The sequence below is a fragment of the Streptomyces sp. NPDC102462 genome, from assembly GCF_044765425.1.
In the GTDB taxonomy this organism is placed as follows: domain Bacteria; phylum Actinomycetota; class Actinomycetes; order Streptomycetales; family Streptomycetaceae; genus Streptomyces.
Genome location: NZ_JBIWKB010000019.1, coordinates 31,424 through 45,296 on the forward strand (window position 1 = coordinate 31,424; position 13,873 = coordinate 45,296).

The following is a 13,873-nucleotide window of genomic DNA, read 5'->3' on the forward strand; positions in this document are numbered from 1 at the left end:
GCCCCGAGCGGCAGCACCCCAGGACCCGGAGAAGCCCGGGCAGCCCCCGTGCCCCTGGGGGGACAGCGCCCCAGGACCCGAGGACCGGACAGCACTCCAAGACCCGAGGGCCGGGGCGAACGTTCCTCCCGGTGGGTGTCGGTCAGTGCTCCCAGTGGCGGCGTCGTTCGCGTTCGTCGCGGATGCGGTCCCCGCGCCGGCCCTCGGAGAGTTCGCGGCGTTCGGACCGCCGGTCCAGCCGCTGCTGCCGGCGCTCCTCCTTCAGCCGCTGCCGTTCCGCGCGGGTGATCTTGCGTTCCACGCCGACGCCGCCCCAGAAGGCGAACCCGGTCACGATCACCCGCGGCGCGCCGGGGTCGCCGGGCACGCCCTCCTGCCGGTGGTCGAAGCCGCCCATGATGCCGATGCCACGCACCACGACCTCCACCCCGGGCTCCACGACGACCTGCATACCGCCCATGATCGCAACGCAGTTGACCACGACCTCGCGGTCCGCGAAGTCGGCCTCCCGCAGATCGATCTCCCCGCCGCCCCAGAAGGCGAAGCTGTTGAAGCGGCGCGGCACGGTCCAGCGCCCCTTGCGCTGGAACCCGGACATCACGGCGACCGCCCAGGACGAGGAGCCCTCGCCGCCGACGATCCGGCCGGCCCAACTCCCCTCCGCCGCGGGCTCCTTGTTCAGCGACACCGCGGGCGGCGGGGCCACCGCGCCGGCCGCGGGCAGGTCCCTGGTGATCGGGGTCAGCTCCCCGTAGGTGCGCGCCTTGTAGGTGGCGTCGAGGCGTTCGCCGAACTCCTCCATGTCGAGCCGCCCTTCCGCGAGGGCGTCCCGCAGGACCTCGGCGACTCGCTCGCGGTCGGCGTCGGAGGCGCGCAGTTCCGGGGCATCGTCGGTCATACCCAGCAGCCTACGAGTTCCGCACTCTCCCGTGCTACGAGGCGGCCCTGTGCCACCGGCCGGTCAGGAGACCGCGCTCTCGGTGTCGCCCGCGTACATTCTGGCGATCACTGTCTCGATGTCCGGTTCCCGCACGGACAGGTCGGCCAGCGGGTAGCTCGCGGCGATCCGTGCCACCAGCGGCGCCGCCGACGCGGACGCCGGGAAGGCGAGCCACTGCCGGGGCCCCTCCACCTTGGTCACCCGGGCCCCGGGCACCTCGATCGGCGGGACCTCCCGCTCCAGGTCCACCACGAGGGTCCGTTCGCTCTCCCCCGCCTCGTGCAGCCCGGCGAGCGGCCCGTCGTACACCAGCCGCCCGTGGTCGATGACCATCACCCGGGAGCACAACTGCTCGATGTCCTGGAGGTCGTGGGTGGTCAGCAGCACGGTGGTGCCGCGGTCGGCGTTCAGCGTGCGCAGGAACTCCCGCACCCTGGCCTTGGAGACGACGTCGAGGCCGATCGTCGGCTCGTCGAGGTACAGCACCTCGGGATCGTGCAGCAGCGCCGCCGCGATGTCGCCGCGCATCCGCTGGCCGAGCGAGAGCTGGCGCACCGGCACATCCAACAGGTCGGCCAGTTCGAGGAGTTCGACGCAGCGGTCGAGGTTCTCGCGGTACCGCCGGTCGGGGATGCGGTACATGCGGTGCACCAGCCGGTAGGAGTCGATCAGCGGCAGGTCCCACCACAGCGTCGTACGCTGCCCGAACACCACCCCGATGCGCTGCGCGAGCCGCCGGCGCTCGCGGGAGGGGTCGATGCCGGCCACCCGCAGCCGGCCGGCGCTCGGCGTGAGGATGCCGGTGAGCATCTTGATCGTGGTCGACTTGCCGGCGCCGTTCGGGCCGATGTAGCCGACCATCTCACCGCGCGCCACGGTGCAGGAGATCGAGTCGACCGCCCGCACCTGCCGCCGTTCCCGCCGCAGGAATCCGGTCTTCCTGCGGACGTCGAAGACCTTCTCCACGCCGTCCAGTTCGATGAACCGGCCCGGTTCGACGACGTCGCCGTCCGTCATGTGCTAACTCCCTGTACTGCGGTAGGAACGAAGCCCCGCCCGCCACGCGAGACCCGCCAGCGCGCAGCACGCCACCGCCACCAGCGGCGGCGCGAACGCGGTCCACCGCGGCAGGTCGAGCGGATACGGCCGGCCGAGCACATAGCTCGCGGGCAGCCAGTTGACGAAGGCGAGCGGCAGCACGAACGTCACCCCGCGCACCAGGTCCTTCCCGAACACGGTCGGCGGATACTGCAACAGCGTCGTACCGCCGTACGTGAACGCGTTCTGCACCTCGGCGGCGTCCTGCGCGAGGAACTGGAAGGCCGCGCCCGCCACGAACACCGCGCAGAAGATCGCCGAGCCGCTGACCAGTATCACCGGCACCAGCAGCGCCTTCGGCGCGGTCCAGTCGACGTCGGCCCGGCCGAGCGCGTACCCCAGCACCAGCACGCCCTGGGTGATCCGGCCGAGGCGGCGCAGCGCGAAGCGGTCCGCGCCGACCTGGGCGAGCACCGGCGCGGGCCGCACGAGGAGCGTGTCGAAGGAACCGTCGCGGATCCGGGCGCCCAGGGCGTCCGTCGAGCCGAACAGCAGGTCGGCGATCCCGAACGCGGTCACCGACAGGCCGTACAGGAAGGCGACCTCGGGCAGTGTCCAGCCGCCGAGCGAGCCGACCTGCGAGAACATCAGCAGGATCGTGACGAAGTCCAGCCCGGTCACCAGCAGGTTGCCGAGCGCCGTGAGGGCGAAGGACGTGCGGTAGGTCAGGGTGGAGCGGATCCACATCGCGGCGATCAGCCGGTAGGCCCGCAGGCCCTCCCTCACCCTGGAGGTCGCGACCGCTCCGGTTCTCTCAGCGGCCCCGGAGGTGTCAGCCACCCTGCACCACCACCCGCCGCGTCGCCGCCGACTGCACCACTCGCCCCGCCGCCAGCAGCGCCACCGCCCACGCTCCCTGGAAGGCGTACGCCGCCGGCGGGTCGGCCTTCCCCATCAGCACATCGGCCGGCATCTGGAGCTGCGCCGCCCACGGCAGCGCCTGGACGACGTCGCCGAGCGCGCCCGGGAAGGCGTTCAACGGCAAGGTCATGCCCGAGCAGAAGATCCCCGTGACCATCAGGACCTGCGAGACGCCCATGCCGTCCAGGAGCCAGAACACGCTCAGGGCCGCCAGATAGCGGATGCCGAAGCTGACGACCATCGCCAGCAGCAGCGCGAACAGGAACGCCGCCCAAGTGGTGACATCCTTCGGCAGGGCCGTCGGGAAGAACAGCGCGCCGAAGGTGAACGGGATCACGCCCCGCCCCACCATCTGAAACAGCGCCCGCCCCAAGTCGGATGCCAGCCACCACAGTTGGAGGTCGGCCGGCCGGTACAGGTCGATGGCGATCTCCCCCGTGCGGATACGGTCCATGAGGTCCTTCTCGACCCCGCCGCCCTGGATGGCGAGCGTCGCGTACAGGCACTGCCCGAGCCACACATAGGTGACCGCCTGTGACTGGTCGTATCCTCCGAGGTGCGGTCTCTCCTCCCACAGCGCCAGGTAGGTGTACACGAGGATCAGCCCGAAGGCCGTGTTCGTGAACACCCCGGCGGCGGTGGCCACCCGGTATGTCGCGTATCGTCGGAATCCCCCTGCCGCGACGGCCGCATACAACCGTCCCGCGCCCACTGCCACCGACCTCCCGGACCGCCCGACACCGAAGCGCAGGAGCCTACTGGGCGGGCAAGGCCGCGGGCCACGCATTTTTCCCGGTGGACGCGTGCCGGAATCCGGGAACGGAACGCTTGGTGCGAGAGTCTTCAACAGGGGGCGCAGAAGGCGTTACGAGGGCGTACGGGAACGTACGACGTAAAACAGGAGTCCGTGCACGAGATGAGCGACGAGCCACAGCCGCAGCAGCCGACCGATGGCTGGGCACCGACCACAGCACCGGGGGGACCCGGCGAACCGGGCAAGAAGCCCAAGCGCCCCAAGCGCACGGGCTGGCGCCGGCTGCTGCCGACCTGGCGCATGGTCCTCGGCACGTCCGTCATCGGCGTACTGCTGCTCATCGGGCTGTTCTTCCTCGGCTACTCCCTGGTGAAGATCCCCCCGGCGAACGCCCTCGCCACCAAGCAGAGCAACGTCTTCCTCTACGCCGACGGCACCCAACTCGCCCGCGACGGCGAGATCAACCGGGAGAGCGTCACCCTCGCCCAGATCTCCAAGGACGCCCAGCACGCCGTACTGGCCGCCGAGGACCGCGACTTCTACTCCGAGTCCGCCGTCGACCCCAAGGCCATGCTCCGCGCCGGCTGGAACACCGCCACCGGCAAGGGCAAGCAGTCCGGTTCGACGATCACCCAGCAGTACGTGAAGAACTACTACCTCGCACAGGAGCAGACCGTCACCCGCAAGGTGAAGGAGTTCTTCATCGCGATCAAGCTGGACCGCACCGAGTCCAAGGACCGGATCCTGGAGGGCTACCTCAACACCAGCTACTTCGGCCGCAACGCCTACGGCATCCAGTCCGCCGCGCAGGCGTACTACGGCGTGGACGCCACGGACCTCGACCCGGCCCGCGCCGCCTATCTCGCCGCGCTCGTCAACGCCCCCAGCGAGTACGACGTCGTCGCCCGCCCGCAGAACAAGCCGGCTGCCGTGGCCCGCTGGAACTACGTCCTGGACGGCATGGTCAAGAAGGGCTGGCTCAGCCAGTCGGAGCGGGCCGGCCTGAAGTTCCCGATGCCGAAGGAACAGACCGTCTCCACCGGGCTGTCCGGGCAGCGCGGCTACCTCGTCGAGGCCGTCAAGAACTACCTCACCGCGAACAAGATCGTCGACGCTGACGAGTTGGAGGCGGGCGGCTACCGCATCACCACCACCCTGGAGAAGGGCCGGCAGGACGCCCTCGTCAAGGCCGTCGACGACCGGCTGATGTCCAAACTGGACAAGAAGAACCGCAAGGTCGACAACTACGTTCGCGCGGGCGGCGCCTCCATCGACCCGAAGACCGGCAAGGTCGTCGCGATGTACGGCGGCATCGACTACGTCAAGCAGTACACCAACGGCGCCACCCGGGCCGACTTCCAGGTCGGCTCCACCTTCAAGCCGTTCGTGTTCACCTCGGCGGTGGAGAACGACTCGACCACCCAGGACGGCCAGAAGATCACGCCGAACACCTACTACGACGGCACCAACAAGCGGCCCGTACAGGGCTGGAGCGGCGAAGCCTACGGCCCCGAGAACGAGGACCAGGTCTCCTACGGCAACATCACCGTGCGCTCCGCCACCGACAAGTCCGTCAACGCGGTGTACGCGCAGATGGCCGTCGACGTCGGCCCGGACAAGGTCAAGCAGACCGCGATCGACCTCGGCATCCCCGCGGACACCAAGGACCTCAGCCCCGGCCCCTCCATCGCGCTCGGCACCGCCACCGCCAGCGTCCTCGACATGACCGAGGCGTACGCGACACTCGCCAACCACGGCAAGCACACCCCGTACACCCTGGTCGACAAGATCACCAAGGACGGCACCGAGGACGTCGAACTGCCCGAACGCAAGACCGAGCGGGCCGTCAGCCGCCAGGCCGCCGACACCACCACCTCCGTCCTGCGCAGCGTCGTCGACAACGGCACCGCCACCGCCGCCCAGGCCGCAGGACGCCCCGCCGCGGGCAAGACCGGCACCGCCGAGGAGGACAGGGCCGCCTGGTTCGCGGGCTACACCCCCGACCTCTCCACGGTCGTGGCGGTCATGGGCCAGGATCCGGTCACGGCCCGCCACAAGTCGCTCTACGACGTGATGGGCCTGCCCCGCATCAACGGCGGCGGCGCACCCGCCGAGATCTGGGGCCAGTACACCAGGGACGCCCTGAAGGGCGAGCCGGTCACCGACTTCGACCTGGAACTGGAGCCGGGCGCCGACCAGACCCTGCCGCCCAGCTCACCGCCCGCCTCCCAGCCCGGCACCGGCACCGGCAGCCCAGACACCGGCGGCACCCCCGGCACCGACGGCCAGAACGACCAGGGCCAGACCCAGGGGCAGACCTCCGGACAGGACAACGGCGGCACCGGCACCGGGGACAGCGCCGGCACCGGCAACGGCACCGACGGCGGTACCACCGACGGCTCCGCGAACGCCGGGACCGGCACCGGCACCACCGACGGCGGCGACTCCGGCGGCACACCCGGGAACACCGCCGACGGCGGCACCGGCGCGGGCGGCGGCACTCCCAGCACCCCGGGCGGCGGCGCCACGACGGGCACGGCGGGGCCACTGGCCGGGCTCACCGGGTAGCGACCGCGCCGGGCAGGCCACGACCGGTCAGTGACCGGACACCTGCCCGGCAGACCACGGACGGTCAGTGACCGGACGTCGCCTTCAGCCCCACCACGGCGACCAGCAGCAGACAGATGAAGAAGATCCGGGCGGCGGTCACCGGCTCCCCCAGCACCACCATGCCGAGCACCGCCGCCCCGGCCGCGCCGATGCCCACCCACACCCCGTAGGCGGTACCGATCGGCAGGGACCTCGCGGCGTACGAGAGCAGCACCATGCTGGCGACGATGCCGGCACCGGTGAACACACTGGGCACCAGCCGGGTGAAACCGTCGGTGTACTTCATGCCGATCGACCAGCCCACCTCCAGCAGACCGGCGACGACGAGCAGAACCCAGGCCATGACGGGCACCTCCGGGACAGACGCACGGACAGAACGGGGTGCGTCGTCTTTGCCTGCGTCCCGGTACGGCGCGTCTCGTCGGGCTCCCGCAAAACTAGCAACGAAACCGCCGATGGGGCCGGTGACCTTTGTCACCGGCCCCATCGGCCGTCGAAGAACAGGTGTGATCCGAGAACAGGTGTGATCTACAGGTACAGGCCGGTGGAATCCTCCGACCCCTCGAACCGGTCGGCGGCCACGGCATGCAGATCACGCTCGCGCATCAGCACGTACGGGATCCCCCGCACCTCCACCTCGGCCCGGTCCTCCGGGTCGTACAGGACACGGTCACCCGGCTCCACGGTCCGGACGTTCTGCCCGACCGCCACGACCTCGGCCCAGGCCAGCCGACGGCCCACGGCCGCGGTGGCGGGAATCAGAATGCCGCCGCCCGAACGCCGCTCGCCCTCGGTGGTGTCCTGCCGCACGAGGACCCGGTCGTGCAGCATCCGAATGGGCAGCTTGTCGTGACGGGGGGTGCTGCTGTGCTCGTTTCTGTTGGCGCTCACGCCTTCGAACCTACCTGCCTTTTACGTGCCCGTAAGCGACCGGGTCAGCCCTTGCGACGCCGGGAACCGAGGGCCAGCAGCCCCACCACCCCGACGGCGACCAGGGCCACCGGCACGATGCGCTCCGCACGCGGCGCGCCCTGCTCATCGACGAACTGCGCCCTGACGTCGCTGATCACCCGGTTGACCTGCACATAAGCCCGTCCGAGAGTGCGGTCGACGTTGGCGACGACCTTGGCCTTGGCATCCCCGACGACGGTCTTCGGATGCACCCGCACCCCGATCTCGTCAAGCGTCTCGGCCAGCACTTCACGGCGGCGCCTGATGTCCGCCTCGATCTGCGCCGGGGTTCTGGTGTCCGACGTGTCCGCCACCGTACGGCCTCCGAAGTCTGCTGGTGCTGTTTCGGACAGTCTGTCAGCTTCCCACGCCGCCGCACTGTCAGGACCCCCCGTTACGCTAGACCGATGAGCGAGCGACTCCAGCCCGGGGACGTGGCCCCCGCCTTCACCCTGCCCGACGCCGACGGCAACGAGGTGTCCCTGTCGGACCACAAGGGCCGCAAGGTCATCGTGTACTTCTACCCGGCGGCCCTCACCCCCGGCTGCACCAAGCAGGCGTGCGACTTCACCGACAACCTGGACCTCCTGGCCGGCGCGGGGTACGACGTGATCGGGATCTCCCCCGACAAGCCGGAGAAACTGGCGAAGTTCCGCGAGAAGGAGTCCCTGAAGGTGACCCTCCTCGCCGACCCGGACCGGCGGGTCCTCACGGAGTACGGCGCCTTCGGCGAGAAGAAGCTGTACGGCAAGACGATGGTCGGCGTCATCCGCTCCACGGTGATCGTCGACGAGGAGGGCAAGGTGGAACGGGCCCTGTACAACGTCAAGGCCACCGGCCACGTAGCCAAAATCATCAAAGACCTCGCCCTCTGACCGGCCCCGCTCTTCCCGCGAACGGGGGGGGCGGCTTAGGGGGCAGTGCGCACAGCGGGGAGCGGCCGGCGGAGGCGGACCTGTACAGCAGGGAACGGCTTGCGCCGGTCGTCGCCGAGTCCCGCAACTGGACAGACCTGATGAGACGGCTCGGACTTCGGGTGAGCGGCGGCCGGCGTCGGATGCTCGTCGTCGTCCCTGCGCGAAGTGGCCCTGAAGCTGGGCGCCACTCCGGCCACCGGGACCCTGTCCCACATCCGGCGCCGGATGCACGCGGCAGGGCTTGACGTCCGGCACTTTCGCGGGCTCGCCCAGCCCGACATGGAACTGCCCTTCACCGTCTCCGAGCTGAGGGCAGCAGCGACGACGGCGACCAGCTTCCGCGGCATGGCTCGCACCCTGGGAGTGCCTGACGACAGCCGCTCACGCGCGGCTCTGGCACGCATGGCGCGCGCCCACGGCATCGCCACAGCACACTTCTCCCACCAGCGAGTGCCGATTCCTGAGGACAGGCTTCGCGAGGTCGTGGCGTGTTCCACGAGCTATGCCGACGTGATGCGGGGCCTCGGCCTGGAGGTCAACGACACCAACCACCGGCGTGTCCGACGCGCCGCTGCCCGCCTCGGTCTGGACACCCATCACTTCGCACGCCGCTCCTGGGCTCGACCGGAACGCCCCGCGCCCGCCCCCATCGCCCATCGGGTCCGCCGATCACCTTGCAGATCGACCACGTCAACGGCGACTGGCACGACAACCGTCGGGAGAACCTGCGGTACCTCTGCCCCAACTGCCACGCCTTGACGGAGACCTGGTGCCGGCAGAAGGGGGAGGCCCCTCTCGTCGCAGAACGGGCCCTGCCTCTAGACTGAGCGCTGCCGGTCGAGCGCGATGACCGTTTTTGAGCGGCCGTGATGGAATTTGGCAGTCATGCTGGGTTTAGGTCCCAGTGGGTTCACACCCGTGTGGGTTCGAGTCCCACCGGCCGCACCGTCCCCGCACCTTGTATTCGAAGGTGCGGGGCATTTTTGTTTCGTCAGCCCAGTAGATCGCGTACCGCTGGTACCAAGGCGCGGAAGGCCTTTCCTCGGTGGCTGATGGTGTTTTTTTCCGTGGGGGTCAGCTCGGCGCAGGTTCGGGTGTCGCCGTCCGGCTGGAGGATCGGGTCGTAGCCGAAGCCGTTCGTGCCCGCGGGCCGGTGACGGAGGGTGCCCCGCAACTGGCCCTCGACCACCGCCTCGCGCCCGTCCGGCAGGGCGAGGGCCGCCGCGCAGGCGAAGTGCGCGCCGCGGTGTTCGTCGGCGATGTCGGAGAGCTGGGCGAGCAGCAGGTCGAGGTTGGCCTTGTCGTCGCCGTGCCGTCCGGCCCAGCGGGCCGAGAAGATGCCGGGGGCGCCGTTCATGACGTCGACGCACAGGCCCGAGTCGTCGGCGACGGCGGGCAGTCCGGTCGCGCGGGCCAGGGTGTGCGCCTTGAGCAGCGCGTTCTCGGCGAACGTCACGCCCGTCTCCTTGACGTCGGGGACGTCCGGGTAGGCGTCGGCGCCGATGAGTTCGTGGGTGAGTCCGGCGTCGGCGAGGATCGAGCGGAGTTCGGTGATCTTTCCGGCGTTGCGGGTGGCGAGGATGAGGCGGGTCATGGACGCCAGTATCCCCCTGTCCGTGGGCCGGTTTACGGGGTGCAGACCTTGGTCAGTTCGCCGGCGGCGTCGGTGACGGGGCCGATGTCGGGGGTGCTGTCGCCGTTCTTGATCGCGGTGCGGACGTTGGTGACGGCTTGGCCGAGGTCGTCGACGGCCTTGTTGACGTCGGTGTCGTCGGTCTTGTCGCCGATCTTGGTGAGGTTCTTCTCGATGGCGTCGAGGGCTTCGTCGGCGCGGGTGGGGTCGGTGGCCGCGTTCTCGGCCGCCTGCTGGAGTTCGGTGACGCTGTCGGCGATGGCGTCCGCGGTGCGGACGCAGTCCAGCGCCTTGTCCACGGCGTCGCAGCCGGTGGCGAGGCCGGTGGTGAGTGCGACGGCGGCCGTCACGGCGGCGACGGTGGTGATACGGGCGCGACGGTGGCGTCGGCTCGCGGCCATGGTTGGGTTCCCTCCCCGGTTCCGGCTGGCCGGGCGCACGGTGGTTGCCGTGCGCCCGTATTCATAGGGACGCCGGGGAGGCCGGTGGGGTTGCCCCGCGGATCACGCTGTTTTGGTGTTCCCTTTACTTTTCGACGGTGGCCCGCAGCGCGGTGTGCTGGAGGGCGGCGAGTTCGGTGCAGCCGGTGACGGCGAGGTCGAGCAGGGCGTTGAGTTCGTCGCGGGCGAAGGGTTCGGCTTCGGCGGTGCCCTGGACCTCGACGAAGCGGCCGTCGCCGGTGCAGACGACGTTCATGTCGGTCTCGGCGCGTACGTCTTCTTCGTAGCAGAGGTCGAGGAGTGGGACTGTGCCGACGATGCCGACCGAGACGGCGCTGACGGTGCCGGTCAGCGGTCGGCGTCCGGGGCGGACGAGTTTGTGGTCCTGGGCCCAGGTGACGGCGTCGGCGAGGGCGACGTAGGCGCCGGTGATGGCGGCGGTGCGGGTGCCGCCGTCGGCTTGGAGGACGTCGCAGTCGAGGACGATGGTGTTCTCGCCGAGGGCCTTGTAGTCGATGACGGCGCGCAGGGAGCGGCCGATGAGCCGGGAGATCTCGTGGGTTCGGCCGCCGATCTTGCCCTTGACGGATTCGCGGTCGCCGCGGGTGTTGGTGGCGCGGGGCAGCATGGCGTATTCGGCGGTGACCCAGCCCTCGCCGCTGCCCTTGCGCCAGCGGGGGACGCCTTCGGTGACGGATGCGGTGCAGAACACCTTGGTGTCGCCGAAGGAGACGAGGACGGAGCCCTCGGCGTGCTTGCTCCAGCCGCGTTCGATGGTGACGGGGCGGAGCTGTTCGGGGGTGCGGCCGTCGATTCGAGACATGGCGTTGAGCCTAAGCGCTCCGCTGGAAGCGCCGCGATATGCCGTCGGTCGTCTGCGGCACCGTCGTGGCTGGTCGCGCAGTTCCCCGCGCCCCTTCGGGGCGCTGTCGAACCGCAGGGGGCTTACATCATGTCTTCGATCTCCGCGGCGATCGGGTCGGCGTCGGTGCCGATGACAACCTGGATGGCGGTGCCCATCTTGACGACGCCGTGGGCGCCGGCGGCCTTCAGGGCGGCGTCGTCGACCTTGGAGGGGTCCACGACCTCGGTGCGCAGCCGGGTGATGCAGCCCTCGATCTCCTCGATGTTGTCGACTCCGCCGAGGCCGGCGACGATCTTCTCAGCCTTGCTGGCCATGTTGTTTCTCCCTGATCCGAACCGCTTTGTCGCAGTAACCCACAGTCGGCGCAGCTTCGCCAGCGGTCAGGTCGGGTGTGCCGCATGATGGCCGTCACGACAGCGGAGCCGTCCGCAACTGGTCTACACCAGGCATCGCGAGGTCGCCAAACCCGCTGCGAGTGTTCCGTTTCGCGATCGTACGGTTCGACCCGCGGGCCCCGGCGCGGGAGACGCAGGGGGAGGTAGGGGACGTCACAGAGGCGTGGCCGGGGGCGGCAGTACGCTTGTGCAATTCGCGGGTTCCTTGCCTGCCCTTCACCGTGCTACAACAGGTCTACACCACTGCGTGGTGTAGACCACCACCTGATGGAGGAAGCATGAGCACCGCCACCGCGTCGGCGGCTCCCGCGAGGAAGCGGGGGGCCGGCCTGTTCCAGGGCCTGCAGAAGGTCGGCCGCAGCCTGCAGCTGCCGATCGCCGTGCTGCCGGCCGCGGGCATCATGGTGCGGCTCGGCCAGCCCGACATCTTCGGCAAGGACGGGCTCGGCTGGGACAAGGTCGCCGCCGTGTTCGACAACGCGGGCAGCGCGCTGACGGGCTCCCTGCCGATCCTGTTCTGCATCGGCGTGGCCATCGGGTTCGCCAAGAAGGCGGACGGCTCGACGGCGCTCGCCGCGGTGGTCGGCTTCCTCGTCTACAGCAAGGTCCTCCAGGCCTTCCCGGTCTCCGGGGAAGTGGTCCAGAAGGGCAAGGACATAGCCGCCGTCTACAACGATCCAGGGGTGCTCGGCGGCATCATCATGGGGCTGCTGGCCGCCGTGCTGTGGCAGCGTTTCCACCGCACCAGGCTGGTCGACTGGCTGGGCTTCTTCAACGGCCGCCGGCTCGTGCCGATCATCATGGCCTTCGTCGGCCTCGTCGTGGGTGTCTTCTTCGGTCTGGTCTGGGAGCCGATCGGCAACGGCATCTCGCACTTCGGCGAGTGGATGACCGGCCTCGGCTCGGGCGGCGCGGCCCTGTTCGGCGCGGTGAACCGGGCGCTGATCCCGATCGGCATGCACCAGTTCGTCAACACCGTGGCCTGGTTCCAGCTCGGTGACTTCAAGAACGCGGCCGGTGACGTCGTGCAGGGCGACATCTCCCGGTTCCTGGCCGGTGACCCGTCCGCCGGTCTGTTCCAGTCCGGCTTCTTCCCGATCATGATGTTCGGTCTGCCGGCCGCCGCGCTGGCCATCGCGCACTGCGCCCGGCCGGAGCGCCGCAAGGCGGTGCTGGGCATGATGGTCTCCCTGGCGCTGACCTCGTTCGTGACCGGGGTCACCGAGCCGATCGAGTTCTCCTTCATGTTCGTCGCGCCGGTCCTGTACGTGCTGCACGCGGTGCTGACCGCGGTGTCGATGGCGGTGACCTGGGCGCTGGGCGTGCACGCCGGCTTCAACTTCTCGGCCGGTCTGATCGACTACGCGCTGAACTGGCACCTGGCGACCAAGCCATGGCTGATCATCCCGATCGGGCTGGTCTTCGCGGCCGTCTACTACGTGACCTTCCGCTTCGCCATCGTCAGGTTCGACCTGAAGACTCCGGGCCGCGAGCCCGAGGAGGAGGTCGAGGATCTCACCAAGGCGTGAGCCGCCGCACGGCACGGCACCGCCGCACGGCATGACGACGGCCCCGGAACCGCTCGGTTCCGGGGCCGTCCGGCCTTCTCGTGCGTACGGGCCTGAACCCCGTACGGACTCAGATCTCGTACGTCGCTCTCGGCGCCGCCAGTTCCACCGGGCCGTCGAAGACGGCGCGGGCGTCCGCCAGGTTGGCCTCGGGGTCGGTCCACGGGGGGATGTGGGTGAGGACCAGGCGCCCGGCACCCGCGCGGGCCGCGGTCTCGCCCGCCTCGCGGCCGTTGAGGTGCAGGTCGGGGATGTTCTCCTTGCCGTAGGTGAACGCGGCCTCGCACAGGAAGAGGTCGGTGTCCCGGGCCAGCTCGTCGAGCGCCGCGGTGACACCCGTGTCGCCGGAGTACGTCAGCGACGTCCCGCCGTGCTCGACGCGGATGCCGTACGCCTCCACGGGGTGCCGCACCCGTTCGGTGTGCACGGTGAACGGGCCGATCTCGAACGTGGACGGCTTGACCGTGTGGAAGTCGAAGACCTCGCTCATGGACGAGGCGGTGGGGGTGTCGGCGTAGGCGGTGGTCAGACGCTGTTCCGTGCCCTCGGGTCCATAGACCGGGATCGGGGCGGCGCGTCCGCCGTCGTGCCGGTAGTAGCGCGCCACGAAGTAGGCGCACATGTCGATGCAGTGGTCGGCGTGCAGATGGCTGAGGAAGATCGCGTCGAGGTCGTAGAGACCGCAGTGGCGCTGCAGCTCGCCGAGGGCGCCATTGCCCAGGTCGAGCAGCAGCCGGAAGCCGTCGGCCTCGACGAGGTAGCTCGAACAGGCCGAATCCGCGGACGGAAACGACCCCGAGCAGCCGACGACGGTGAGCTTCATGAAGCAGAAACCTCCGTT

15 protein-coding genes, 1 tRNA gene and 1 riboswitch are annotated in these 13,873 nt (G+C 69.8%); of the genes, 4 read left to right on the plus strand and 12 right to left on the minus strand.

Features of this window, described 5'->3' with window-relative positions; all coding sequences use genetic code 11:
* Nucleotides 1–142 precede the first annotated feature (142 nt).
* The 4 genes from ACIRFL_RS18405 to ACIRFL_RS18420 all read right to left on the minus strand — a co-directional run bounded on the left by ACIRFL_RS18405 (nucleotide 143) and on the right by ACIRFL_RS18420 (nucleotide 3,611).
* Nucleotides 143–898, minus strand: coding sequence for a DUF1707 domain-containing protein (locus tag ACIRFL_RS18405; RefSeq protein WP_404029530.1), 756 nt, complete (start codon nucleotides 896–898; stop codon nucleotides 143–145).
* A 63-nt stretch (nucleotides 899–961) separates the two neighbouring features.
* Nucleotides 962–1,957: an ATP-binding cassette domain-containing protein gene (locus tag ACIRFL_RS18410; RefSeq protein ID WP_404029531.1), complete on the minus strand. Its 996-nt coding sequence runs from the start codon at nucleotides 1,955–1,957 to the stop codon at nucleotides 962–964.
* A 3-nt stretch (nucleotides 1,958–1,960) separates the two neighbouring features.
* Entirely contained in the window at nucleotides 1,961–2,725 is a 765-nt protein-coding gene (locus ACIRFL_RS18415; protein WP_404029671.1) for an ABC transporter permease, read from the minus strand.
* A gap of 85 nt (nucleotides 2,726–2,810) precedes the next feature.
* On the minus strand, nucleotides 2,811–3,611 hold the full coding sequence (locus ACIRFL_RS18420; RefSeq protein ID WP_404029673.1) for an ABC transporter permease: 801 nt from the start codon (nucleotides 3,609–3,611) through the stop codon (nucleotides 2,811–2,813).
* 204 nt (nucleotides 3,612–3,815) lie between these two features.
* Here ACIRFL_RS18420 and ACIRFL_RS18425 point away from each other — a divergent pair, with 204 nt between their 5' ends.
* The gene (locus ACIRFL_RS18425) at nucleotides 3,816–6,221 is read left to right on the plus strand and encodes a transglycosylase domain-containing protein (protein WP_404029533.1); all 2,406 of its coding nucleotides are present in this window, start codon (nucleotides 3,816–3,818) and stop codon (nucleotides 6,219–6,221) included.
* Nucleotides 6,222–6,285: 64 nt separating this feature from the next.
* On the opposite strand, the gene ACIRFL_RS18430 is transcribed toward ACIRFL_RS18425, so the two are convergent.
* The 3 genes from ACIRFL_RS18430 to ACIRFL_RS18440 all read right to left on the minus strand — a co-directional run bounded on the left by ACIRFL_RS18430 (nucleotide 6,286) and on the right by ACIRFL_RS18440 (nucleotide 7,528).
* Nucleotides 6,286–6,606 (minus strand): multidrug efflux SMR transporter, encoded by a 321-nt coding sequence (locus tag ACIRFL_RS18430; protein ID WP_351736392.1) that lies wholly within the window; start codon nucleotides 6,604–6,606, stop codon nucleotides 6,286–6,288.
* Between the two features lie 37 nt (nucleotides 6,607–6,643).
* Nucleotides 6,644–6,716, minus strand: a riboswitch (guanidine-III (ykkC-III) riboswitch).
* Between the two features lie 75 nt (nucleotides 6,717–6,791).
* On the minus strand, nucleotides 6,792–7,094 hold the full coding sequence (locus ACIRFL_RS18435) for a GroES family chaperonin (RefSeq protein WP_404029674.1): 303 nt from the start codon (nucleotides 7,092–7,094) through the stop codon (nucleotides 6,792–6,794).
* A gap of 104 nt (nucleotides 7,095–7,198) precedes the next feature.
* The gene (locus tag ACIRFL_RS18440) at nucleotides 7,199–7,528 is read right to left on the minus strand and encodes a DUF3618 domain-containing protein (protein WP_388716794.1); all 330 of its coding nucleotides are present in this window, start codon (nucleotides 7,526–7,528) and stop codon (nucleotides 7,199–7,201) included.
* Between the two features lie 93 nt (nucleotides 7,529–7,621).
* Here ACIRFL_RS18440 and bcp point away from each other — a divergent pair, with 93 nt between their 5' ends.
* Nucleotides 7,622–8,089 (plus strand): thioredoxin-dependent thiol peroxidase, encoded by a 468-nt coding sequence (gene bcp, locus ACIRFL_RS18445; protein WP_404029536.1) that lies wholly within the window; start codon nucleotides 7,622–7,624, stop codon nucleotides 8,087–8,089.
* 902 nt (nucleotides 8,090–8,991) lie between these two features.
* A tRNA-Leu gene (locus tag ACIRFL_RS18450) sits at nucleotides 8,992–9,076 on the plus strand.
* 46 nt (nucleotides 9,077–9,122) lie between these two features.
* Here the strand turns inward: ACIRFL_RS18450 and rdgB are convergent.
* From rdgB to ACIRFL_RS18470, 4 genes are all read right to left on the minus strand, one after another.
* Entirely contained in the window at nucleotides 9,123–9,725 is a 603-nt protein-coding gene (rdgB, locus tag ACIRFL_RS18455; protein ID WP_404029538.1) for an RdgB/HAM1 family non-canonical purine NTP pyrophosphatase, read from the minus strand.
* A gap of 32 nt (nucleotides 9,726–9,757) precedes the next feature.
* Nucleotides 9,758–10,165 carry a hypothetical protein gene (locus ACIRFL_RS18460; RefSeq protein WP_404029540.1) on the minus strand — a complete coding sequence of 136 codons (408 nt, stop codon included), beginning with the start codon at nucleotides 10,163–10,165 and terminating at the stop codon, nucleotides 9,758–9,760.
* 124 nt (nucleotides 10,166–10,289) lie between these two features.
* Nucleotides 10,290–11,027, minus strand: coding sequence for a ribonuclease PH (rph, locus tag ACIRFL_RS18465; RefSeq protein ID WP_404029541.1), 738 nt, complete (start codon nucleotides 11,025–11,027; stop codon nucleotides 10,290–10,292).
* Between the two features lie 122 nt (nucleotides 11,028–11,149).
* A complete protein-coding gene (locus ACIRFL_RS18470; protein WP_351736374.1) occupies nucleotides 11,150–11,383 on the minus strand; it encodes a PTS glucose/sucrose transporter subunit IIB in 234 nt (77 codons plus the stop codon).
* A 359-nt stretch (nucleotides 11,384–11,742) separates the two neighbouring features.
* Here ACIRFL_RS18470 and ACIRFL_RS18475 point away from each other — a divergent pair, with 359 nt between their 5' ends.
* A complete protein-coding gene (locus ACIRFL_RS18475; protein WP_404029544.1) occupies nucleotides 11,743–12,993 on the plus strand; it encodes a PTS transporter subunit EIIC in 1,251 nt (416 codons plus the stop codon).
* Between the two features lie 109 nt (nucleotides 12,994–13,102).
* Here the strand turns inward: ACIRFL_RS18475 and ACIRFL_RS18480 are convergent, their stop codons facing one another.
* Nucleotides 13,103–13,855 carry an MBL fold metallo-hydrolase gene (locus ACIRFL_RS18480; RefSeq protein ID WP_404029545.1) on the minus strand — a complete coding sequence of 251 codons (753 nt, stop codon included), beginning with the start codon at nucleotides 13,853–13,855 and terminating at the stop codon, nucleotides 13,103–13,105.
* Between the last annotated feature and the right edge of the window lie 18 nt (nucleotides 13,856–13,873).